Raw genomic sequence first — 22,479 nt, 5'->3', positions numbered from 1 at the left:
CAACCGAATGGACACCGTGGACACCGAGTCCTCCCCTACGCCCCTGTTCAGCAGCGACCTCGAGCGACGCACCGTACCCGCCGAAGTGGTCCTGGGCGGCGCGCGCGTGGCGTGCTGGAGCTACGAACCGCTCCGCGTCACGCCCGAAACCAGGACGATCCTGGTGATCCATGGCTTCCGAGGTGACCACCACGGCCTGCTCCGGGTGGCCGACCAGCTCCCCGAGATGCGCCTGATCATGCCCGACCTCCCTGGCTTCGGAGGCTCCGCGGCGTTCGAGGCAGACGAACACAGCGTGGAACGCTACGGACGCTTCATCGCCGAGCTCATGGCCGCGCTGGACCTGGGCCCGGAGACGGTGCTGCTCGGCCACTCGTTCGGGTCGATCGTCGCGGGCCATTTCGTGGCGGCCAACCCGGGGGCCGTCGCCGGGCTGATCCTCATCAATCCCATCGCGGCCCCTGCCCTCGAGGGCGCCAAGGGACTGATGACGAAGCTTGCCATCCTCTATTACGAGGCCGCTGCCCGGCTCCCGCGGCGGCTCGGGCAAGCCCTGCTGCGCAGCCGGCTGATCGTCCGCGTGATGAGCGAGGCAATGGCCAAGACCCCGGACAAGGCATTGCGGCGTTTCGTCCACGCCCAACACAGCGCCTATTTCTCCGCCTTCGCCAACCGCGACAGCCTGCTGGAAGCGTTCAAGGCCTCCGTGGGGAACAACGTCGCGGAGGTCGCCGGCCGGCTCACCCTGCCGGTCCTCCTCATCGCCGGCGAACAGGACGAGATCGCCGCCCTCGCGGACCAGCACAAACTCCTCGCCCTGCTGCCGGACGGCCACCTCGACGTGATCCCCGGCGTCGGGCACCTGATCCACTATGAAACTCCGGAGCCCGCCGCCGGCTTCATCCGCCGCTTCGTGAAGGACCACACCGCGTGAAAATCCTCATTGATGCCCGCTTCACCCGCCTGGACCACCACGACGGGATCAGCCGCTACGGTGCGAGCCTCATCGCCGCCACGGCCCGGATCGCGGACGTTTCCATGCTGGTCAGTGACGTCCGGCAGCTGGCCCTGTTGCCGGATGTTCCGTATACGCTGATCAACAGCCCGCTGTCCCCGGCCGAGCTGTTCGTCGCCGGCCGGATCAACAAACTCGGCGCCGACGTCGTCGTGTGCCCGATGCAGACGATGGGGAGCTGGGGCCGGAAATACGCCCTCGTCCTGACGCTGCACGACCTGATCTACTACGAGCACCCCGCCCCGCCCGGCTTCCTCCCGGCGCCGGTACGGATCCTGTGGCGCCTGTACCATAAGGCCTACTGGCCCCAGCGGCTCCTGCTGAACCGGGCCGACGTCGTCGCGACCATCAGCTCCACGACAGCGGCGCTGATCTCCAAATACCGGCTCACCAGGCGCCCGGTGCGGATCGTGGGCAACGCCCCGCAGTCCGGCCACAGTCCCCGTGATCCCGGAGCCGGGACGGACAAGACGCTGCTCTACATGGGATCGTTCATGCCCTACAAGAACGTGGAGACGATGATCCGGGGCATGGCCGAACTGCCCGACCTCACGCTGCACCTGCTCAGCCGCATCACGCCCGAGCGCCGCGCGGAGCTGGAAGCCCTGGCCCCGGCCGGCGCCAGGATCGTGTTCCACAACGGCGTAACGGACGCCGAGTACGAGGCTATGCTGGCCCGCACCACCGCCCTGATCAGCCTCTCCCGGGCGGAAGGCTACGGGCTGCCCCTCGTCGAAGCCATGTCCCACGGCACGCCCGTGATCGCCAGTGACATCCCGATCTTCCGCGAGGTCGGCGGCGACGCGGTCAGCTATGTCCACCCGGACTCCCCGGCTGAATTCTCGGCGGCGGTGCGCAAACTGGAGGAACCGGAGATCTGGAAGCAACGCTCACGCCGTTCGGTGGAACGCGCGGCCGACTTCAGCTGGGACGAGTCCGCGCGAAGGCTGCTTGTAGCTGCCGAAGAGGCCGCGGCACTTCGCCGGGGCCGTTCCAAGCGAACGCTCCCGCAGCAACGGCGCCCCGGACCCCGGAAAGAGCCGGGACGGAGATAGCCGCCCCGAAGAACCAAACCGTCAGCAAGCCTGACGGCCGGGAACTGTCCTGCAGGTAGTTCCTCCCGGAGGTTGTGAACAGGGCGCCGTTCGCATATCAACGCCGACCTGACACCTAAGGCGAGGGGGTACTTGCCGGCACGTCCACGAGTAGGGCCGGACTCCGCGGAGCACCCATTTGCCATAGATGGCCGCAATAGGACCGCCATTCCGGCCATTTGCGGCGAATGGGCGGCGAGCGGGCACAACCATGCAATCCCCGTGGTCCTGGAGTCGGCCCGTCCGGCGATGGTGTCGCCAGCGCCTCAGCCGTGCGGTTCCGGGCTGAAGATGCCAGCACCCGACAGGGCTTCAGGCGCTGTGAGGGCGGGGCCGGTCACCGGCTTGCTGCGCCAGCGCCGGAAGAACCAGTCAGGAAACAATGCTGACCCACCGGGAACGTCCTAGAGGACGTCGACCCCGTCCAGGCGCAGCTGGACCGGGTCGTCGCTGCGTTTCGCGGCCGCCGCGGCCTTCACCGCACGCATCACCCTGGTGGCATCCCCGGCCTGGGCATACGGAATGAACAGCAGGGTGCGGACGTCTTCACCGGCCCGGGCCGCGGCCTTCACGGCACCGCCGGATCCGGCGCCTGCCCCGGTGCCTGTCCCGGCGCCTGGCCCGGCCGCGAGGACGAGTGGTGCCGGTCCGGCGGCCCGCAGCACGATCCCCTGCCCGCCCAGCCGCTGCTCGACGGCCTGGATGAAGTGTCCGACGGCGGTCCGGCCGCCGGTGACGGAGGCTATCCGCACGGCCGGGGGCAGTTGCAGCTCCTGCCGCAACGCCAGTTCCCGCTGCGCGTAGCCGGCGGGATCCCAGCGCAGCAGGGCGCCCACGCCAGCGGTGTCGTCCGCGGTGATGACCACAAGGCCCCGCTCGGCGGCAGGCCGGACGAGGGCCGCGGCGTTGAACCAGCGGCGGACGGCGTCTTCCCCGGCCCGGAGGTTTTCGCGGCGCAGCAGCGAGTCGCCGTCGAGCAGCAGGGCGGCAGCGTAACCGCCGGCGGCGACCGGTTCCGCCCCGACGGTCGCCACGACGAGCGCCTTCGTGTCCGGGACGGCGGCCAGCACCCGGTCGCCGGAGGAGGTGAGAACGGGTGTGCCTGGAAACGCGCGGCCGAGTTCCTCTGCCGTGCGGAGTGCCCCCGTGGCGCCCCGCCGGAGCCGGATCCCGTGGCAGGTGCTGCAGCGCCAGGCCGGAGCCGGCGCCGAGCACCAGCGGCATTGCGGCACGGCGGAGTTACCGGTGGACCCCGCAATCGCCAGCGGACCGCTGCAGGCGGTGCACCGGGCGGGTTCGCGGCAGGTCTCGCAGGCCAGCGAGGGGGCGTAGCCGGCGCGGGCTACCTGGACGAGGACGGGCCCGCGTTCCAGGCCCTCCTTGGCAGCCCGCCAGGCTGCGCCGGGAAGGCGGGCGACCCGGGCCAGCGGGTCGCGCTCCAGCTCGAAGCTGTCCGCGGTGTTCTGCACCCGCGGAACGGTGCGGCGCACCACGGTGCGGTCCGCCTCGACGGGCCACGCCCAGCCGGAGGCGACGAGCCGCTGCGTTTCGGTGCTGCGGGTATGTCCTGCGAGCAGGCAGGCTGCCCCCTCCTGGCCGGCACGGAGCAGTAGGACCTCGCGGGCGTGGGCGTACGGTGAGCGCTGCTCGATGTGCAGGTCGTCGCCGTCGTCCCAGCAGACCACGAGACCAAGGTTGTGGACCGGCGCGTACGCGGCGGAGCGGGTGCCGACGGCGACTCCGGCGGCCCCACTGAGGATCCGCAGGTAGCTCCGGTAGCGCGGTGTCGGGCCGTCGTCGGCGGTGAGCCGGGCGACGTCCCCGGCGGGCAGGAGATCCAGCAGGGCCGCTTCCACCCGGTCCAGGTCCCGGTAGTCGGGCACCACCACGACGGCGCCCCGGCCGGACAGACGGACGGCAGCGACCGCCTCGGCGATCATCCGGGGCCAGCCCCCGGCGCCGTAGCCCTGGAGCGCGGCCAGCACGGCCCGGGGCGACTCCCCCGCGCAGAGATGCTGGAGGAACGCGGGACCGTTGCGGTAACCCGCCCAGCTGGAGGCCTCCAGGCCGGCAGGAATTGCCGCTCCGGCACCGCCGTCAGCCCCGGCGTCCGCAAACAGGGCGGGGTCCAGGTGACCGTCCGGAGCGAATTCCTTTTCCAGTTTCGCCATCCGCGGCGGCACTGCGACGCGCAGGACGTCGCTGGTGGTTCCGGCGTAACGGGCCGCCACGCGCCCGGCGAGCTCCGCAACGGCGGGCATAAGAACGGGGACCGGCGAAACGACTTGGTGCACCGGCACGAGGGCGTGGCCCGCGTCGGATTCCGCGACCCGCTCCAACAGGTAGCCGGGAAGTTCCTGGCCATTGAATTTGACCTTCAGGCGCACACCGGGCCGGGCCGCGGCGTCGAGGTCCGCGGGGACGCTGTAGTCGAAGGGCCGGTCCAGGTGCGGGAGGGATGACTCGATCAGCACCCGCGCCACCGGCAGTTCGGCGGCGAGGGCAGGTCCGGAGGTCGCAGCGGCAGTGGAGGAGCTTGGGAAGCCGGAGAGCAGCGACAGCTGGAAGGGCTCATCATGCGCCGGCACGCCGGAAGGGACCTGGGCCATGGGCACCTACCTCCGTTCAGACGTTCCAACTCGGCCGGCAGCAGTTCCGCGACAGCGCTGCAGCAGTCCGGCGGCAGCGGCGGCAGCCCAACGGCAGCTCATCGGCGCCAGTTCAACGGCAGCACATCAACAAAAAGACCAGCCAGGCCCCCGGAACGGCGGCCTGGCTAAAGTCCATCACACGGCTATGACATTCAGGCGTTGAAGAAAGCCTTCAGCTCGTCCACCCGGTCGAGCCGCTCCCAGGTGAAGTCGGGATCCTCCCGGCCGAAGTGGCCGTGCGCGGCGGTCTTGGCGTAAATGGGCCGCTTCAAGTCCAGGGCGTCGATGATGGCACGCGGACGCAGGTCGAAGATTTCGGCGATTGCGGCGCTGATCTTCGCGGGGTCAACGGTCTCCGTGCCGAAGGTCTCCACATAGGTGCCGACCGGGCGGGCCTGGCCGATCGCGTAGGCGATCTGGATTTCAGCGCGCTTGGCGAGTCCGGCAGCGACCACGTTCTTGGCGACCCAGCGCATCGCATACGCGGCCGAGCGGTCCACCTTGGACGGATCCTTGCCGGAGAAGGCACCGCCGCCGTGGCGGGCCATGCCGCCGTAAGTGTCCACGATGATCTTCCGGCCGGTGAGGCCTGCGTCGCCAACGGGGCCGCCGATGACGAAGGCACCGGCCGGGTTCAGGATGTTGCGTGCCCGCGAGATGTCCAGGTTGGACATCGCCAGCACCGGGTCGACGACGTACGCTGCCAGGTCGGCGCGGAGCTGTTCGAGGCTGGCGCCTTCGGCGTGCTGGCTGGAGATGACGACCGTCTCGACCGAGACGGGACGGTCCCCGTCGTAGCCGACCGTGACCTGGGTCTTGCCGTCCGGGCGGAGGTAGGCCAGTTCGCCGCTCTTGCGGACCTCGGTGAGGCGTTCGGAGAGCCGATGCGCGAGCCAGATCGGGACCGGCATGTAGGAGGCGGTCTCGTCGCTGGCATAGCCGAACATGAGGCCCTGGTCGCCGGCGCCCTGGAGGTCGTAGTCATCTTCCTGGCGCCCTTCGCGGGCTTCCAGCGAGTTGAATACGCCGCCGGCAATATCGTTGGACTGCTGGCCGATGGACACGGACACGCCGCAGCGGGCGCCGTCGAAGCCGTTGGCCGAAGAGTCGTAGCCGATGCCCAGGATGGTCTCGCGGACGATCTGCGGGATTTCAACGTAGGCGTCCGTGGTGACCTCGCCGGCCACGTGCACCAGCCCGGTGGTGGCCAGGGTCTCCACTGCCACCCGGGACTCGGGGTCCTTGGCCAGCAGGGCGTCGAGGATCGCATCGCTGATCTGGTCACAGATCTTGTCTGGGTGTCCCTCGGTCACCGACTCGGACGTGAACAGCCGGAGCGAAGCGGGCGTGGACCCGTGGAAGTCGGGGATGTGCAGCGGTAAAGTCACTCAACTACCTTACTGGTTGGAAAACGGGCGTCCGGCGGCGTGTGTCCCTGTGCTAAGGAGACGTTGCTTACGCCAGGGCTAGGCCGGCGGCACAAGCCGGCTTAACTCGGCGCTGATCCGGTCGATGACGGCAGCCGCAACATCGGATTTGGCACCCGAGGCCTCCTGGGGTTCGGAGCCGGAGCGGGAAAGGATGACTACCGAGTTGGTGTCCTCGCCGAAAACCCGGTCCTTGCCCACCTGGTTGACCACCAGCAGGTCGCAGGCCTTGCGCCGCAGCTTGGCCGCCGCGTACGCCAGGACGTCACCGTCGGCGTCCCCGGTCTCGGCCGCGAAGCCGACAATGAACTGGTTCCGGGACGCGGCGTCGCGGACCTCGACAAGCTCCCGCAGGATGTCCGGATTACGGACCAGGGAGATGACGGGATCGGCGACGTCGTCGCGCTTCTTGATTTTGGTGCCGGAGATGTCCGCGGGGCGGAAGTCGGCGACGGCCGCGGCCATGATGATGACGTCGGAGTCCGCGGCTGCCTGCAGCGCGGCCTTCCGCAGCTCCAGGGCGGTCTCCACCCGGACCAGTTCAACGCCCTCGGGAGCCGGGACCTCCATGTGGGCGGCGAGGAGTCTGACTTTCGCGCCGGCCTCGCGGGCGGCGACCGCGAGGGCCACGCCCTGCTTGCCGGAGGAACGGTTGCCGAGGAAACGCACCGGGTCCAGCGGTTCGCGGGTGCCGCCGGCGCTGATGGTGACCGTCAGCCCGGACAGCGGCAGGCCCCCCGCCGGCAGGTCTTCCGCCGGCAGCCCGGCCGGGGCGTTGGGCACCGCCGGGGCGCCGGCGAGGGCCATGGACGCCTCGAAGATGGCCTCGGGTTCGGGCAGCCGGCCGGGCCCGGAGTCCGTGCCGGTCAGCCGGCCCGAGGCCGGTTCCAGCACGGTGACGCCGCGGCTGCGCAGCGTCTCGACGTTGGCCTGGGTGGCGGCGTGCTGCCACATCTCGGTGTGCATGGCGGGTGCCATCAGCACCGGACAGCCGCCGGCCATCAGCAGGGTGTTGGTGAGCAGGTCGTCAGCCTGTCCCGTTGCCGCGCGCGCCAGCAGGTCCGCGGTCGCGGGGGCCACCACAATCAGCTCGGCCTCGTGGCCGAGGCGGACGTGGTTGACGGTGTGGACGTCGTCGAAGACGCTGTTGCTGACCGGATGCCCGGACAGGGCTTCCCAGGTGGCAACGCCGACGAAGCGCGTTGCGGCCTCCGTAGGGATGACCGTGACGTCGTGGCCCGCTTCAGTAAAAAGCCGGAGGAGCGACGCCACCTTGTAGGCGGCAATCCCTCCCCCGACTCCGAGGACTATGCGCACGTGACCTCCGTCTACGGCTACGTAATTACTCGGCAGCTTCGACCGGCGTGGAGACGAGCTTGCCTTCGTTGATTTCGCGCAGGGCGATCGAAAGCGACTTCTCGTTGAGCTTGGTGTCGACCAGCGGGCCGACGTACTCGAACAGGCCCTCGTGCAGCTGGGCGTAGTAGGCGTTGATCTGACGTGCGCGCTTGGCGCCGAAGATTACCAGTCCGTACTTCGAGTCGGCGGCCTTCAGCAGCTCGTCGATCGGCGGGTTGATGATGCCTTCAAGGTTCGTGGACACGAATTCTCCAAATTCTAACGGGCCGATACGTCCCGGCGCCTAGCGTGGGTTCGGGGTCAGCCCCATGAGTGAAACAAGCTCGTCCGCTGCCCGTCGAACGTCATCATTGATGACGGTGTGGTCAAACTCCGGTTCAGCGGCAAGTTCTAGTTTAGCGGTTTCCAGCCTCTGCTGCTGTTCTTCGGCTGTTTCCGTGCCGCGGCCCACCAGGCGGCGCACCATTTCATCCCAGCTCGGCGGCGCCAGAAACACGAACTGGGCCTCCGGGACGGCCTGCTTGACCTGCCGGGCGCCCTGTAGGTCAATCTCCAGCAGCACGGACCGGCCCTCGGCGATCGCGGCTTCCACGGTGCTGCGGAGCGTGCCGTAGCGGTTGCGTCCGTGGACCACGGCCCACTCCAGCAGCTCGCCGTTTTCCACCAGGGATTCGAATTCCTCGGCGGTCTTGAAGAAGTAATGGACGCCGTCCACCTCCCCGGGGCGCGGCGGCCGGGTGGTCGCCGAGACGGAAAGCCAGACGCCGGGATAGTTGTCCCGGATGTAAGTGGACACAGTGCCTTTACCAACAGCCGTCGGGCCGGCGAGGACTGTCAGTCCCGGATTCTTGCTCACGTATTCCTTTGGGCGGTGTTTTGGCATAGCCGGTGAAGCTATTTGTCGTCTATAAAATCTACCAGCGCCCGGCGCTGGTGAACGCCGAGGCCGCGGACCCGCCGCGAGGCGGCAATCCCGAGCTGCTCCATGATGGCTGCGGCCCGGACCCGCCCGATCCCAGGCAAGGCCTCGAGCAGTTCCACGATCCGCATCCGGGCGATGGCGTCATCGGTGTCGCCGGAGCTGAGCAGTTGCGCGATGCTCAGCTCCCCGGACTTCAGCCGATCCTTGGCCGCCGCCCTGGTGGTCCGGGCGGCAGCCGCCTTACCCAAGGCGTCGGCACGCTCCTGCGGAGTGAGGGGTCGCAAACTCACTGAAGTCCTCCCTGCTGCGCTGCCGGGCCTGTCTGGCGGTACGTCAAAAGGCTCCGGTGGAATGGCCCTGCGAGACAGCGCCCAAGGCCGTTGCCGTGGGCGTGTCCTGAACCTACAGTCTGGACGCGGGAGAAATCAATGGATGATTGCCCCGGTCCCAGCTTGTCCGAAGGTCAGGCCGCGCGCAGCTGCTCGAGGGTGCGCAGGGCCGCGTTCTGCAGGTCCTGGATCCGCGGTCCGGCGCCGAGGATCTCCCGGCTGGAGGTTCCCAGCACCTGCCCGTAGGCCGTCCCGAATGTCCGGCGCAGATCCGCCGCGGTGGCACCCTGGGCGCCCAGGCCGGGGGCCAGGATCGGGCCGCGGACGGCGGCGAGGTCCAGGTCCAGTTCGGTGAGGGCGGAGCCGACCGTGGCGCCGACGACGAGACCGACGGACGCCAGATCCCCGGCGGTTGCAGAAGCGAAGTACCGGAGGTTTTCCGCCGCTGCCGCCTGCACGATCCGACGGGCCACGGAATCCGCGCCGCCGACGTGCTGCACCGACGCGCCCTCGGGGTTGGAGGTCAGGGCGAGAACAAACACTCCGCGCCCGCTCTGCGCCGCCAGGTCGAGGGCCGGCCGCAGTGACTCGAAGCCCAGATACGGGCTCAGGGTTACCGAATCGGCGGCCAGGGCCGAACCGTCCCGCAGCCACGCATCGGCGTAGGCCGCCATGGTGGAGCCGATGTCGCCGCGCTTGGCGTCGGCGATGGTCAGGACCGAGGCCTCCGCGGCCGCGGCCAGGGTCCGTTCCAGCACGGCCATCCCCGCGGAGCCGTGGCGCTCGTACAGGGCGACCTGCGGCTTGACCGCGGCAGCGAGCGGACCCACCGCTTCCAGCACGGTGAGCGAGAAGCGCTCCAGCCCCGCGGCGTCGTCGTTCAGGCCCCAGCGCTGCAGCAGCGCCGGGTGCGGGTCGATCCCGACGCAGAGCGGACCGCGCTCGGCCATGGCCCGGCCCAGCCGGAAGCCGAAGGACTTCCGGCCGGCCGTTGCTGGTGCCTCAGGCTCAGGCATTCTGCGGGGCCGCGATCTGCGAAGCGGTCTGCGCGGCCGAATTTCGCGAGGCGGCCTGCGAGGCCGCCAGGGCGGCAGCGTGCTCCTGCAGGCTCGTGACGGACCATTCGTAGGTGCGCAGCGCCTCGATCGCCTGGACCGCGGCATTGAACTCCGCGACCGTGGTAATGCACGGGATGCCGATTGAGGTCGCGGCGGCGCGCAGTTCGTAGCCGTCGCTGCGGGCTTCGCCACCGGAGGGGGTGTTGAAGACCATGTCGATCTCGCCGGCGATGACGAGGTCGGCGATGGTGCCTTCCCCTTCGGCACTGGAACCCTCGGCGACCTTCCGGACCGGGGTGGCCTGGATGCCGTTGCGGCGCAGCACGTCGGCGGTGCCGCCGGTGGAGACGATCTCGAAGCCGAGGTCCGAGAGCCGCTTGACGCCCATGATGACCGAGCGCTTGTCCCGGTTGGCGACCGAGACGAAGATTTTGCCCTCGGTCGGCAGCGCGTTGTTGGCGGCCGCCTGGCTCTTGGCGAAGGCGGTGTCGAAGTGCTTGTCGATGCCCATGACCTCGCCGGTGGAACGCATCTCGGGGCCGAGCAGCGAGTCGACCACCTTGCCCTCGGGGGTGCGGAAGCGGCTGAACGGCAGCACGGCTTCCTTGACCGAGACCGGGGCGTCGAGCGGCAGCGTCGAGCCGTCGCCGGTTTCCGGCAGCATCTTGTAGGCGGTGCGGAGCTGGTTGACGGTGACGCCCGTGCCGATCAGGGCAGCGGCCTTGGCCATCTGCACGCCGGTCGCCTTGGAGACGAACGGGACCGTGCGGGAGGCCCGCGGGTTGGCTTCCAGGACGTAGAGCACGTCGGATGCCAGGGCGAACTGGATGTTGATCAGGCCGCGGACCCCCACGCCTTCCGCGATCGCCAGGGTGGCGGTCCGGACGCGTTCGAGCACGTTGTTGCCCAGCGTGATCGGCGGGAGCACGCAGGCCGAGTCGCCGGAGTGGATGCCGGCTTCCTCGATGTGCTCCATGATGCCGCCGAGGTACATCTCCTTGCCGTCGTACAGCGCGTCGACGTCGATTTCGACGGCGTCCTCGAGGAAGCGGTCGATCAGCACCGGGTGCTCCGTGGTGATTTCGGTGGCGTTGGCGATGTAGCGGGACAGGTTCGGCTCATCGTAGACGATTTCCATGCCGCGGCCGCCGAGGACGTAGGACGGGCGGACCAGCACCGGGTAACCGATTTCGTCGGCGATCTTCTTGGCGTCCTCGAAGGACACGGCGGTGCCGTTTTTCGGCGAGACGAGCCCGGCCTGGTCGAGGACGCGGGAGAAGGCGCCGCGGTGCTCGGCAAGGTCGATCGCTTCCGGGGAGGTGCCGAGGATCGGCACGCCGGCGTCGGCGAGCTGCTGGGCGAGCTTGAGCGGGGTCTGGCCGCCGAGCTGGACGAAGACGCCCATCACGCCGCCGGTGCGTTCCTCGGCGGCGATGACCTCGAGCACGTCTTCGAGGGTGAGCGGCTCGAAGTACAGCCGGGTGGAGACGTCGTAGTCAGTCGAGACGGTCTCCGGGTTGCAGTTGACCATCACGGTCTCGTAACCGGCCTTGCGGAGCGCCATCGAGGCGTGCACGCAGGAGTAGTCGAACTCGATGCCCTGGCCGATCCGGTTCGGGCCGGAGCCGAGGATGATGATGGACGGCTTGGCGTGCAGCGCGACCTCGTCCTCCTCGTCGTAGGAGGAGTAGTGGTACGGCGTGTACGCGGCGAACTCGGCGGCACAGGTGTCCACGGTCTTGTAGACCGGGCGGATGCCGAGGGCCTGCCGGACGCCGCGGACGACGTCCTCCGAGTTGTGGGTCAGGGCACCGATCTGCTCGTCGGAGAAGCCGTGGCGCTTGGCGCGCTGCAGCATCTCCGGGGTCAGGGCGGATGCCTGCCGGATTTCGAGCGAGATCTCGTTCAGCAGCTGGAGCTGGTCCAGGTACCAGGGGTCGATCTTGGTGGCTTCGAAAAGCTGTTCGACGGTGGCGCCGCCGAGCAGGGCGCGCTGGACCTGGTGCAGGCGGTCGGTGGTGGGGCGCTTGGACTTCTCGATCAGCTCGGCGACTTCCCACTCCGGGACGTGGCTGAAGTCCAGCTGGGAGCCCTTCTGCTCGAGGGAGCGCAGCGCCTTCTGCAGGGCCTCGGTGAAGTTACGCCCCATCGCCATGGCCTCGCCCACCGACTTCATGGTGGTGGTCAGGGTGGGGTCGGCCGCCGGGAACTTCTCGAAAGCGAAGCGCGGGACCTTCACGACGACGTAGTCCAGGGTCGGCTCGAAGGAGGCCGGGGTTTTCTGGGTGATGTCGTTGGGGATCTCGTCCAGGGTGTAGCCCAGCGAGAGCTTGGTGGCGATCTTGGCGATCGCGAAGCCGGTGGCCTTGGAGGCGAGGGCGGAGGACCGGGAGACGCGCGGGTTCATCTCGATCACGACGACGCGGCCGGTGTCCGGTTCGACGGCGAACTGGATGTTGCAGCCGCCGGTGTCGACGCCGACTTCGCGGATCACGGCGATGGAGATGTCGCGCAGGCGCTGGTATTCGCGGTCCGTCAGGGTCAGGGCCGGGGCGACGGTGATGGAGTCGCCGGTGTGGACGCCGACCGGGTCGAAGTTCTCGATGGAGCAGACGACCACGACGTTGTCGTTCTTGTCGCGCATCATCTCGAGCTCGTATTCCTTCCAGCCGAGGATGCTCTCTTCGAGCAGCACCTCACTGGTGGGGCTGTACTGCAGGCCCTGGCCGACGATCCGGCGGAGGTCGTTTTCGTCGTAGGCGAGGCCGGAGCCGAGGCCGCCCATGGTGAAGGAGGGCCGGACGACCATCGGGTAGCCGAGATCCTCGGCCGCGGTCAGGGCCTCGTCGATGGTGTGGATGATGTGGCTGCGGGCCGATTCCGCGCCGCAGCGTTCCACGACGCCCTTGAACTTCTCGCGGTCCTCGCCGAGCTCGATCGCGGCGATGTTGGCGCCGATCAGTTCCACCTTGTACTTTTCCAGCACGCCGTTCTTGTCCAGCGCGATCGCGGTGTTGAGTGCGGTCTGGCCGCCCAGGGTGGGCAGGATCGCGTCCGGGCGTTCCTTGGCGATGATCTTTTCAACCACCTCGGGGGTGATCGGCTCGATGTAGGTGGCGTCGGCGAACTCGGGATCCGTCATGATGGTGGCCGGGTTGGAGTTGACGAGGATGACGCGCAGGCCTTCCTCCTTGAGGACGCGCAGTGCCTGGGTGCCGGAGTAGTCGAATTCGGCCGCCTGGCCGATCACGATCGGGCCGGAACCGATGACCAGGACGCTCTTAAGGTCAGTTCTCTTAGGCATTACTTCTTGTCCTCAGTCTTGGATTCGGTGGAAGTTTTGGCCGTTTCCTTCTTGCTGTCCGCCATCAGGTCGATGAAGCGGTCGAAGAGGTAGGCGGCGTCGTGCGGGCCGGAGGCGGCCTCGGGGTGGTACTGCACCGAGAATGCCGGGATGTCGAGGCAGGACAGGCCTTCGACGACGTCGTCGTTGAGGCTTACGTGGCTGACCTCGACGCGGCCGAACCGTTCCTCGGGCGCCTGGGTGGCGCCGTTGAGCGGGGCGTCGACGGCGAAGCCGTGGTTCTGCGAGGTGATTTCCACCTTGCCGGTGCGGCGGTCCAGCACCGGCTGGTTGATACCGCGGTGCCCGTAGCGGAGCTTGTACGTGCCGAAACCCAGGGCCCGGCCCAGGATCTGGTTGCCGAAGCAGATGCCGAAGTACGGGATCTTCTCGTCCAGCACCGAACGGAGCAGCTTCACCTGGTTGTCCGCCGTGGCCGGGTCGCCCGGACCGTTGGACATGAAGAAGCCGTCCGGGTTCACCGCGTTGACGTCCTCGATGGTCGAGGTGGCCGGCAGCACGTGCACGCGGACGCCGCGCTCGGCGAGGCGGATCGGGGTCATCCGCTTGATCCCGAGGTCGATCGCCGCGATGCTGAAGCGCGGTTCGCCGTCCCAGCCCCAGTCCTTCGGCTCGACGGTGTAGGCCTTGTCCACGCTGACTTCCTCGGCGAGGCGGGAGCCTTCCATCGGGGCGCTGGCCAGGACGGTGTCCACGAGTTCCTTGTCCGTGGCGCGGGCGGCATCGCCGGAGAAGATCCCGGCGCGCATGGTCTTGTGCTCACGCAGGTGGCGGGTGATGGCGCGGGTGTCCACGCCCTGGATGCCGACGATGCCCTGCTCCACCAGCTCGGAGTCGAGGGACCGCTCGGAGCGCCAGTTGGACGGGCGGCGGGCGGCGTCGCGGACGATGTAGCCGGCCACCCAGATGCGCCGGGACTCGGCGTCGTCCTTGTTCACGCCGGTGTTGCCGATGTGCGGGGCCGTCTGGACCACAAGCTGGCGGGCGTAGGAGGGATCGGTGATGGTCTCCTGGTAGCCGGTCATCCCGGTGGCGAACACAGCCTCGCCGAGCGCGGTTCCGGTGGCGCCGTAGCTGGTGCCGCGGAAGATCCGTCCATCCTCGAGCACGAGGGCCGCGGGGGTGGAGGCGGCTGCGTTTGCCGTCGCTTCCGCTTCTGTCACTGTGGGGTTTTCCGTCACGTTGTTACTTTCCACTATCGGCATTGGCCTGAGGGGCTGCGGAGATCAGATCTTGCAGGGCGTTGAGGAGGGTCGTTTTGTCGTCGGCGTGCCGGGTGCGGAACCCGGTGTCCAGCTCATGGCCGCCGAGCATCCAGCTGAGAACCAGGAGTCCGTCCTTTTCGACGAACTTTCCGGCCATGCCGCTTTCCTGGCGCACGCCGGTGAGCCGGGCGGCCGGGATGAAGACGGGGCCGGCGCCGGAGCGCTCGAAGAGCGCTCCTTCGGGGTGGACGCTGAGTTCGGCGTTCGTCCGGATTCCGAGGTTGTGGACCGCGATGCGGTCCAGCCAGTCACCGGCGGTGGTGGAGGCGACGTACTGGCCTTCGGCCGCCGCCAGCGGGGAGCCGAGTTCCGCCGGGACCTCGGGCAAGGGCTCGACGTAGGCCTGGCGGCGCAGGCGGTTCCGCCAGCCGAGCCAGATCAGCGTAAGCGCGACGCCGGTCAGGACCAGTGTGAGGAGCAAAGAAAGGTCCTTGACCATCAGTTGCGGCCCGCCGCGGCGCTGTCGGACCTGCCCGGCGCTTCCGGGAGCCACCGGTACGGGGTGTTGAGTTCGCCGCCGAGGACGGTGGGGTGGCCCTTGAAGAACGTCGCCACCACCTTGCCCGGAAGTTCCCGGCCGGCAAACGGAGAGTTACGGCCCATGGTTGCCATCTTAGAAGGGTCCACGATCCAGCGCGCAGCCGGATCCACGAGTGTGACGTTGGCGGGTTCACCGGCGTCGAGCGGGCGGCCCTGGTCCTCCAGCCGGCCGATCGCGGCCGGGGCGGCGGAGGTGACGCGGGCGAAGTCCGCCCAGCCCATCAGCCCGGTTTCGATCATGGTGTGCTGCACCACGGAGAGCGCGGTTTCCAGCCCGGTCATGCCCATCGCGGCCTGCGCCCACTCGCATTCCTTGTGTTCGCTCGGGTGCGGGGCGTGATCGGTGCCGATGACGTCGATCGTTCCGTCGGCCAGCGCGGCGCGCAGGGCCTGGACGTCGGCGTCGGTGCGCAGCGGCGGGTTGACCTTGTAGACCGGGTCGTAGCTGCGGGCCAGCTCGTCCGTGAGCCACAGGTGGTGCGGGGTGACCTCGGCCGTGACGTTGACGCCGCGGGACTTCGCCCAGCGGATGATTTCCACGGACCCGGCGGTGGAGACGTGGCAGACGTGCAGCCGCGAACCGACGTGCTGGGCGAGGAGGACGTCGCGGGCAATGATGCTTTCCTCGGCGACGGCGGGCCAGCCCGTGAGCCCGAGGACGGCTGAGACTTCGCCCTCGTTCATCTGGGCACCCGCGGTCAGCCGGGGTTCCTGGGCGTGCTGGGCCACGACGCCGTCGAACGCCTTGACGTATTCCAGCGCCCGGCGCATCAGCACGGGGTCGTGGACGCAGATGCCGTCGTCGGAGAAGACCCGGACGCGGGCGCGGGAATCGGCCATGGCACCGAGTTCGGCCAACTGTTCCCCGGCGAGGCCCACGGTGACGGCCCCGACCGGGCGCACGTCCACCCAGCCGGCCGTGCGGCCGAGGGTCAGGACCTGTTCGACGACGCCGGCGGTGTCCGCCACCGGGGTGCTGTTGGCCATCGCGTGCACGGCCGTGTAGCCGCCCAGGGCCGCGGCGCGGGTGCCGGTCTCGACCGTTTCGGCGTCCTCGCGGCCGGGTTCGCGCAGGTGCGTGTGGATGTCCACCATGCCGGGCAGTGCGACGAGGCCCGCGGCCTCGATCACGGTCGCCCCGTCGGCGGACAGACCGTGGCCGCGTTCGGCGATGACGCCGTCCCGGATCAGGAGGTCTTCAGCGACCCCGCCGAGGATGGCGGCGCCACGGATCAGGTAGGCGCCGTTGGTGCCGGTGTCCTGTTGCTGTGATGCCATCAGTGGCTCTCCTTCGTGGAATTGGCGGCTGGTTCGCGGGTGTCCCCGGAGAGCAGCAGGTAAAGGGCGGCCATCCGGATGGAGACGCCGTTGCGCACCTGCGCGAGCACAGTGGAGCGGGGCGAGTCCGCGGCTGCGGCGGAAATTTCCAGCCCCCGGTTCATCGGGCCGGGGTGCAGAATGATGGTGTCCTTGAGGCCCAGGCCGTCCAGGGCGCGGAGCCGGTTGTCGTCGAAGCCCCAGCGTCGGGAGTACTCGCGCGTCGTCGGGAAGAACGAGGCGTTCATCCGCTCGCCCTGCACGCGGAGCATCATCATCGCGTCCACGCCCTTGGCGAGGGTCTCGTCGAGGTCGTAGCTGACGGTGCAGGGCCACTTTTCGACGCCGATCGGCAGCAGGGTCGGGGGCGCCACGAGGGTGACTTCGGCGCCCAGGGTCCGCAGCAGCCAGACGTTGGAGCGGGCCACCCGGGAGTGCAGGACATCACCGGCGATCGCAACCCGCATGCCGGTGAGGTCCGCCCCGGCGGACGGGGTTCCGGCAAGCCTGGACCAGTGCCGGCGCATCGTGAACGCGTCCAGCAGCGCCTGCGTGGGGTGTTCGTGCGTGCCGTCGCCGGCGTTGATGACGGCGGCGTCGATCCAGTCCGTGGCGGCAAGCCGGTGCGGCGCGCCCGAAGCCCAGTGCCGGATCACGACCGCGTCGGCGCCCATCGCGGCCAGGGTCTGGGCGGTGTCCTTGAGCGACTCGCCCTTGGACACGGAGGAGCCCTTCGCGGCGAAGTTGATGACGTCCGCCGAGAGCCGCTTGGCGGCGGCCTCGAAGGAGATCCGGGTGCGGGTGGAATCCTCGAAGAACAGGTTCACCACGGTACGGCCGCGCAGCGCGGGGAGCTTCTTGACCTCACGCTCCCCCACGGCGGCCATTTCCTCGGCGGTGTCGAGGATGCGGACGGCGTTGTGCAGGCTCAGGTCTTCGGTGGAGAGCAGGTGCCTCATGCGGTGGCCTCGATGACCACTTCATTGACGCGGACGCCGTCGGGCGCCCCGTCGACGGTGTCGGTTTCTTCGAGCCGGACCCGGACTTTTTCTGAAGAGGAGGTGGGCAGGTTCTTGCCGACGTGGTCAGCGCGGATGGGCAGTTCGCGGTGGCCCCGGTCGATCAGCACGGCGAGGCGGACAATGCGCGGACGGCCGAGGTCGATGATCGCGTCGAGGGCGGCGCGGATGGTGCGCCCGGAGTAGAGGACGTCGTCGATCAGCACAACGACCTTGTTGTCGATTCCGGTGCGTGGAAGCTGGGTGGGGTACGGCGGCCGGGTCGGCTGGTGGGAGAGGTCATCGCGGAACATGGTGACATCCAGCTGGCCCACGATCGCGGCGGCGTCCACGGTGGGATCTGCGGCGGCAATCTTTTCGGCGAGCCGGACGGCGAGGGGGTAGCCCCTCCGCGGGATGCCCAGCAGGACCAGGTCCTGGGAGCCCTTATTGGACTCGAGGATTTCATGGGCGATACGAGTGAGTGCACGGTCGATGTCCGCCTGGCTGAGTACCACTCGGGTAAGAACAACCTTGGCCGGAACCGGTGCTTCTGGAACAGAAGTCAACGCTCGTCTCCCCTTTCCCCGCCTCACGGGACGGAATTAAAAAAGGATCATTTGCCCTTTCAAATTACCACAGCGGCCGCCCCGGACCTGCCCCGGACCGGGGCGTTGTGCGTCACAGCCGCGCCGCCGGGCCGAACAGGCCGAACAGGCCGAACAGGCCGAACAGGCCGAACAGGCCGGCATACACCTCAGCTTGGGCGCACTCTCGCCTCCCTGGGAGGTCAGCAAGGGATTCCCAGTCCCTAGGTGTATGACCTAAGACGTGCCTCCTTAGAATGTCGGTGCCTCCTCTTAGGGTGGGGGTATGGACAGCAGAACAGCCTGGAGTGTCGAAAGCAGGGAGGCCCTGGAGGCCGTCGCCGCGTCCGCTGCTGTGCTTGCTGCCGGCACCGGCTCCGGCGCGGACCGCCCGGATCCGCCCGGCGTCGTTTCCCTGCACGACGCCGATCCGCTGCGGGATCTGGCGGATGATTGCCTGGACGCTCTCGCCGAGGTGGCCCGGCTGGAAGCCCGGACCGCGGCGCTGAAGGTGCGGCTGGCGGCGGAATACGTGCAGGCAACCCGGGCCCTGGCGTCACCGGCGGCGTCCCCGCGGGAATGCACCGTCCAGGAGATGGCCCTGGTCGCTGAGGTCGCGTGTGTCCTGACCGTCAGTGAACGGACCGCCGGTGCCCTCCTGTCTGAATGCCAGGCACTGACGACGGCGCTGCCGCTGACCCTGACGGCCCTGCAGGCCGGCGCGATCTCCTGGCAGCACGCCCGGATCATCGTCGAGGAAACCAGCGGCCTGGACCCGGACGGAGCGGCCGCGCTGGAAGCGCACTTCCTGGACCCCGACGCCTCAAACCCCGCCCGCGGGGCCCCGGCCGGGGACCTCGTCCCGGCCCGGTTCCGCGCCAAGGCACGCGCCTGGCGCGAACGCCACCACCCGGTCAGCATCGAAAAACGCCACAGCACAAGCGCCGGGGACCGGCGGGTCGACTTCCTCCCGGACCGGGACGGCATGGCCTGGCTCTCCGCCTACCTCCCGGCCGACACGCCCGCCGGGATCTGGGAACGGACCACCGCCGCCGCCCGCGCCCTCCAAGGCCCCCACGAGGCCCGGCCCCTCTCCCAGCTCCGCGCCGACATCACCGCCACCTGGCTCCTCACCAGCCACGGCACCGGCACCGGCACCGGCACCGGCGCCGGCGGCATGGCCGGGGGCGGTATTGCCGGGGGCGGTATTGCCGGGGGCGGGGGTGTGCCGTCCCCGCGGGCGCAGGTCCTGATCACCGTCCCGGTCCTGTCCCTCCTGGGCGTCACCGAGGAACCAGCCACCCTGGACGGGTACGGGCCGATCCCGCCGTCCATGGCCCGCCGCCTGATCACCGACGGCGCCGACTCCTTCTACCGCGTCCTGACCGACCCCCGCGACGGCGCCCCGCTGGAAATCGGACGGACCAGCTACCGCCTCAACAAGACCCAGCGCCAATGGCTCCGCCTCCGCGACGGCAGGTGCCCCTTCCCCGGCTGCAACAACCACTCCCTGGACAACGAAGCAGACCACCTCCTGGCCTGGGCCGACGGAGGCACCACCGGCATCTCCAACCTCGGCCAACCTTGCCCCCGGCACCACCGCCTCAAACACGGCTCCGCCTGGAAACCAACCGGGGCCAGCAAAGACAACCCACCCGGGTGGACCTCCCCGTCACGGCGGCACTACCCCAGCGAACACCAGGACTGGGAACCACCCCACTGGCCACACCACATCCTGACCACCGACCCAAACACAGACACCGACCCAGGCCCAGACCCCGGCCCGGACCACGGCCTGCCCGCAGATCCAGGCCATCAGCCGGACCCGGCGCCCATCGGGCACCCCGGCCAGGACCCCGGCCAGGACCCCGGCCGCGATCCCGAACCGGAACTGTCCCGGAATCCCGAACCGGAACTGCCCACCGATCCCTTCCCGGACTGGCACCAATTCACAGCCCGGCACTCCTTCACCGCCTGGCACTCATTGCCCGCCGGAGGCTCCCCGGCAAAAGCCAGGGCAGGGCAGGCCACCGCAAGTTCCCGAAGCCTTTCGCCAATCCCACCGGGGCTGGCGGCGCGGCCGATGTTCGGTTGACGGAAATAGTGCTTGACCTGACGGACGCTCAGCGAGACCACTCCAACGCAGGACCAACCTCGCCAACTGGCCCAGAAAGTCACCTCATCCGCACCCGGTGCTGAAGTAAACCACGCCCGGAACCTGCCGAAACAGCGCCTGACCGGCAGGTCCGGGAGTCTCACCCCCGCTAACGAGGAAATCCCCTAGGCTCTTGTCCATGACGAGCTCCAATCCGCATTCCGGCGGCCACGCGCCGCTGCCGCAGCAAGCCAACCCGAGCTGGATGGGGCACGTCCCGGAACAGCATTACCGGCCGGCACCGGCGAACTACGCGGGCCGGCCCCAGACCGCCCTGCCTCCCGCCGTTCCGGCCGCCCGCAGCAGCCGGCGTTCCACCGGCGCGGTGGGGCTGGTGGCAGGCGGCGGGGCGCTCGGCTTCATCAGCCTGTTCACGGTCCTGCCGTTCGTCCTGGGCAGCACCGGTATCGCGGGCTTCGTCGTCGGCTTCGTCGCTTCGCTGCTGCCGCTTGGCGCGGTTCTGCTCGCCGTGCGCGTGATCGACCGCTGGGAGCCCGAGCCCAAGCGTCTGCTGCTCTTCGCCTTCGTCTGGGGGGCGGTGGTCTCCATCTCGGTCACCCTTCTGATCCAGCCATACTTCTCGCTCGCCGCCGGACCGGCGTCCGGACTGGACTACCGGACCTTCGCCGTCACCGTGCAGGCGCCGGTGGTCGAGGAGTTCGCCAAGTCGCTGGGCCTGCTGCTGCTCCTGCTGTTCGCGCGCCGGCACTTCGACGGCCCGGTCGACGGCGTGGTGTTCGCCTTCACGGTCGCCGGCGGCTTCGCGTTCACCGAGAACATCCTGTACTTCGGCCGGGCCATCGCCGAATCTTCCGACCCCGGCACCGATCTCGCGGTGGTGTTCTTCCTGCGCGGCGTCATGTCGCCCTTCGCGCACGCCATTTTCACCGGGACCACCGGACTCATTCTTGGCATTGCCGCACGGCGCTGGCATAACGGGCTGTCCGTGGTGGCGTTCGCCGTCGGCCTGATCCCCGCAATGCTGCTGCACAGCGGCTGGAACAGCATGGGAGAGGACTTCCTGGCGCAGTACATCCTGGTCCAGGTGCCGATCTTCCTGCTGGCGGTCCTGGTCATTGTGCTGCTGCGGGTCGCGGAACGGCGGCTGACCCGCCAGCGGCTCAAGGAGTACGCGGCGACCGGCTGGTTCACGCCCGCGGAGGTGGAAATGGTGTCCACACCTGCGGGCCGGCGTACGGCCCTGCGCTGGGCCAGATCCGTCGACCGGGGTCCGCAGATGAAGGCCTTCCTGCACGCCGCGACGCAACTTGCCTTCACCCGGCAGCGGATCCTCAGCGGCCGGGACGTACCGGCCCACCAGCACGACGAGCAACGCCTGCTCTCCGACGTCGTCGGCCTGCGCGCCGCCGTCGTCCGTTAACCGAAGGGGAGCGCCTTCAGTGCGCCGCCAGCTCCCGCAGCAGCGCAAAGCCGTGGCGGTCCACCGGCTGTGAGGAAGCCGACAGCAACACGACACCGGCACCCGCCTCCCGGTCCAGGCCGATCCAGCTGCGGAATCCCCCGGTCGCGCCGTTGTGCCAGGTGATCCGGCGTCTTTTGACCTCCAGCGTGATCCATGCGGCGCCGATGCGAGCCGCCGGACCGGCGAAGTCCGCCACCGGGTCCAGGGCGGACAGCCCCGGGGCCGAACCGTCCAGAAGCGCCTGGGTGAGCCTGGCCATGTCGCGGATGGACGCCCGGATGCCTCCGGCGGGTGCCAGGGCCTCCCCCGTCCAGGGTTCCTTCGCGCGACCGGAGCGGCTGCAGCCGGTGAGGGCTTCCGGTCGCAGCTCGGCGGGCGTGGCGGGCAGGTAGACCGAGTCGAGACCCAGCGGCGCACAGAGGCGGGTGGCGACGAGTTCCCGGTAGCCCATCCCGGCCCCGGCAGCGATGGCGTGGCCGAGGAGTTCAAAGCCGAGGTTGGAGTACCGCGGCCGCGGCGGCTGGAGCCGAACCGCGCGTGCCTGCTCCAGCAGTTCCACGAGGCTCCCGCCGTAAGGATTTGTCCCGTGCACGAGGTATGAAACCGTGCGCTTCAGCCGGGAAGCCGCCCCCGGAAGTCCCGGGGGCAGCCTCGGGAGCCCGGAGGAATGCCGGCTCACGTCCAGGAGCCTGAGGCCAGCGACGGCACCGCCGCCCAGCGGCAACAACTCCCCCAGGGTCGCGTCCGGACGAATCTCGCCCCGCGCGCACGCGTCCACGTACAACAGGCCGGTGATCCCTTTGGAGATGGAGCCAATTTCGAAGTCGGCATCGGGTGCGACGCCGTCGACCGCCAGAGTTACATCATCGATGGTCACGGCGGCGGCTGCGAACCGGGAAGGCCGCGGCCCGAGCCCGGTCCTGAGCGCCGCAGCGAGCACTGGATCTTGAGTCACCCGCCCACGATATCCGCCCG

General features: G+C 69.2%; 18 protein-coding genes. 4 read left to right on the top strand and 14 right to left on the bottom strand.

All coding sequences use genetic code 11. The annotated features are described in order from the left end of the window. Window positions 1–7 precede the first annotated feature (7 nt). Both QFZ69_RS08880 and QFZ69_RS08875 read left to right on the top strand, forming a co-directional pair. The gene (locus QFZ69_RS08880) at window positions 8–934 is read left to right on the top strand and encodes an alpha/beta fold hydrolase (protein WP_306917399.1); all 927 of its coding nucleotides are present in this window, start codon (window positions 8–10) and stop codon (window positions 932–934) included. Next, the gene (locus QFZ69_RS08875) at window positions 931–2,070 is read left to right on the top strand and encodes a glycosyltransferase family 1 protein (RefSeq protein WP_306917395.1); all 1,140 of its coding nucleotides are present in this window, start codon (window positions 931–933) and stop codon (window positions 2,068–2,070) included. Before QFZ69_RS08880 ends, QFZ69_RS08875 begins: the two co-directional genes overlap by 4 nt. A 443-nt stretch (window positions 2,071–2,513) precedes the next feature. Here QFZ69_RS08875 and QFZ69_RS08870 read toward each other — a convergent pair whose 3' ends face one another. The 13 genes from QFZ69_RS08870 to pyrR all read right to left on the bottom strand — a co-directional run bounded on the left by QFZ69_RS08870 (window position 2,514) and on the right by pyrR (window position 17,908). Next, window positions 2,514–4,718 carry a primosomal protein N' gene (locus QFZ69_RS08870; protein WP_307000043.1) on the bottom strand — a complete coding sequence of 735 codons (2,205 nt, stop codon included), beginning with the start codon at window positions 4,716–4,718 and terminating at the stop codon, window positions 2,514–2,516. Between the two features lie 194 nt (window positions 4,719–4,912). Further along, window positions 4,913–6,148 carry a methionine adenosyltransferase gene (gene metK / locus QFZ69_RS08865; protein ID WP_306917393.1) on the bottom strand — a complete coding sequence of 412 codons (1,236 nt, stop codon included), beginning with the start codon at window positions 6,146–6,148 and terminating at the stop codon, window positions 4,913–4,915. A 78-nt stretch (window positions 6,149–6,226) separates the two neighbouring features. After that, complete coding sequence (coaBC, locus tag QFZ69_RS08860) at window positions 6,227–7,504, bottom strand: bifunctional phosphopantothenoylcysteine decarboxylase/phosphopantothenate--cysteine ligase CoaBC (RefSeq protein ID WP_306917390.1); 1,278 nt, start codon at window positions 7,502–7,504, stop codon at window positions 6,227–6,229. Window positions 7,505–7,529: 25 nt separating this feature from the next. Continuing rightward, window positions 7,530–7,790 (bottom strand): DNA-directed RNA polymerase subunit omega, encoded by a 261-nt coding sequence (rpoZ, locus tag QFZ69_RS08855; RefSeq protein ID WP_211881006.1) that lies wholly within the window; start codon window positions 7,788–7,790, stop codon window positions 7,530–7,532. Between the two features lie 39 nt (window positions 7,791–7,829). Further along, complete coding sequence (gmk, locus tag QFZ69_RS08850) at window positions 7,830–8,402, bottom strand: guanylate kinase (protein WP_306917388.1); 573 nt, start codon at window positions 8,400–8,402, stop codon at window positions 7,830–7,832. Window positions 8,403–8,440: 38 nt separating this feature from the next. Then, entirely contained in the window at window positions 8,441–8,758 is a 318-nt protein-coding gene (mihF, locus tag QFZ69_RS08845; RefSeq protein ID WP_306917386.1) for an integration host factor, actinobacterial type, read from the bottom strand. A gap of 173 nt (window positions 8,759–8,931) precedes the next feature. After that, entirely contained in the window at window positions 8,932–9,813 is an 882-nt protein-coding gene (gene pyrF / locus QFZ69_RS08840; protein ID WP_306917384.1) for an orotidine-5'-phosphate decarboxylase, read from the bottom strand. Continuing rightward, window positions 9,806–13,159 (bottom strand): carbamoyl-phosphate synthase large subunit, encoded by a 3,354-nt coding sequence (carB, locus tag QFZ69_RS08835; protein ID WP_306917381.1) that lies wholly within the window; start codon window positions 13,157–13,159, stop codon window positions 9,806–9,808. Before carB ends, pyrF begins: the two co-directional genes overlap by 8 nt. Continuing rightward, on the bottom strand, window positions 13,159–14,424 hold the full coding sequence (carA, locus tag QFZ69_RS08830; protein WP_306917379.1) for a glutamine-hydrolyzing carbamoyl-phosphate synthase small subunit: 1,266 nt from the start codon (window positions 14,422–14,424) through the stop codon (window positions 13,159–13,161). Before carA ends, carB begins: the two co-directional genes overlap by 1 nt. Further along, window positions 14,405–14,923 carry a hypothetical protein gene (locus tag QFZ69_RS08825; RefSeq protein WP_306917377.1) on the bottom strand — a complete coding sequence of 173 codons (519 nt, stop codon included), beginning with the start codon at window positions 14,921–14,923 and terminating at the stop codon, window positions 14,405–14,407. The genes carA and QFZ69_RS08825 overlap by 20 nt, the downstream gene beginning before the upstream one ends. Next, window positions 14,923–16,302, bottom strand: a complete 1,380-nt coding sequence (locus QFZ69_RS08820; protein ID WP_306917375.1) for a dihydroorotase — start codon at window positions 16,300–16,302, stop codon at window positions 14,923–14,925. The genes QFZ69_RS08825 and QFZ69_RS08820 overlap by 1 nt, the downstream gene beginning before the upstream one ends. Continuing rightward, on the bottom strand, window positions 16,302–17,300 hold the full coding sequence (locus tag QFZ69_RS08815) for an aspartate carbamoyltransferase catalytic subunit (RefSeq protein ID WP_306917373.1): 999 nt from the start codon (window positions 17,298–17,300) through the stop codon (window positions 16,302–16,304). Before QFZ69_RS08815 ends, QFZ69_RS08820 begins: the two co-directional genes overlap by 1 nt. Continuing rightward, entirely contained in the window at window positions 17,297–17,908 is a 612-nt protein-coding gene (gene pyrR / locus QFZ69_RS08810; RefSeq protein WP_306917371.1) for a bifunctional pyr operon transcriptional regulator/uracil phosphoribosyltransferase PyrR, read from the bottom strand. The genes QFZ69_RS08815 and pyrR overlap by 4 nt, the downstream gene beginning before the upstream one ends. Window positions 17,909–18,212: 304 nt before the next feature. Between pyrR and QFZ69_RS08805 the strand changes: the two genes are divergently transcribed. Next, window positions 18,213–20,021 carry a DUF222 domain-containing protein gene (locus QFZ69_RS08805; RefSeq protein WP_306917370.1) on the top strand — a complete coding sequence of 603 codons (1,809 nt, stop codon included), beginning with the start codon at window positions 18,213–18,215 and terminating at the stop codon, window positions 20,019–20,021. A gap of 199 nt (window positions 20,022–20,220) precedes the next feature. Then, complete coding sequence (locus QFZ69_RS08800; protein WP_306917368.1) at window positions 20,221–21,462, top strand: PrsW family intramembrane metalloprotease; 1,242 nt, start codon at window positions 20,221–20,223, stop codon at window positions 21,460–21,462. Between the two features lie 16 nt (window positions 21,463–21,478). On the opposite strand, the gene QFZ69_RS08795 is transcribed toward QFZ69_RS08800, so the two are convergent. Next, the gene (locus QFZ69_RS08795; protein WP_306917366.1) at window positions 21,479–22,459 is read right to left on the bottom strand and encodes a serine hydrolase; all 981 of its coding nucleotides are present in this window, start codon (window positions 22,457–22,459) and stop codon (window positions 21,479–21,481) included. Between the last annotated feature and the right edge of the window lie 20 nt (window positions 22,460–22,479).

Source organism: Arthrobacter sp. V1I7, from assembly GCF_030817015.1.
Taxonomy (GTDB): Bacteria; Actinomycetota; Actinomycetes; order Actinomycetales; family Micrococcaceae; genus Arthrobacter.
Note: the sequence above shows the minus strand (reverse complement) of the source record. Positions and strands in the feature narration are given on the sequence as shown.

Excerpts from the sequence above, each read along its gene's own strand:
- QFZ69_RS08815 (WP_306917373.1), bottom strand. The coding sequence starts at position 17,300 with ATGAGGCACCTGCTCTCCACCGAAGACCTGAGCCTGCACAACGCCGTC.
- QFZ69_RS08825 (WP_306917377.1), bottom strand. The coding sequence starts at position 14,923 with ATGGTCAAGGACCTTTCTTTGCTCCTCACACTGGTCCTGACCGGCGTC.
- QFZ69_RS08870 (WP_307000043.1), bottom strand. The coding sequence starts at position 4,718 with ATGGCCCAGGTCCCTTCCGGCGTGCCGGCGCATGATGAGCCCTTCCAG.
- carB (WP_306917381.1), bottom strand. The coding sequence starts at position 13,159 with ATGCCTAAGAGAACTGACCTTAAGAGCGTCCTGGTCATCGGTTCCGGC.
- carA (WP_306917379.1), bottom strand. The coding sequence starts at position 14,424 with ATGCCGATAGTGGAAAGTAACAACGTGACGGAAAACCCCACAGTGACA.
- pyrF (WP_306917384.1), bottom strand. The coding sequence starts at position 9,813 with ATGCCTGAGCCTGAGGCACCAGCAACGGCCGGCCGGAAGTCCTTCGGC.
- QFZ69_RS08820 (WP_306917375.1), bottom strand. The coding sequence starts at position 16,302 with ATGGCATCACAGCAACAGGACACCGGCACCAACGGCGCCTACCTGATC.
- QFZ69_RS08805 (WP_306917370.1), top strand. The coding sequence starts at position 18,213 with ATGGACAGCAGAACAGCCTGGAGTGTCGAAAGCAGGGAGGCCCTGGAG.
- QFZ69_RS08800 (WP_306917368.1), top strand. The coding sequence starts at position 20,221 with ATGACGAGCTCCAATCCGCATTCCGGCGGCCACGCGCCGCTGCCGCAG.
- QFZ69_RS08880 (WP_306917399.1), top strand. The coding sequence starts at position 8 with ATGGACACCGTGGACACCGAGTCCTCCCCTACGCCCCTGTTCAGCAGC.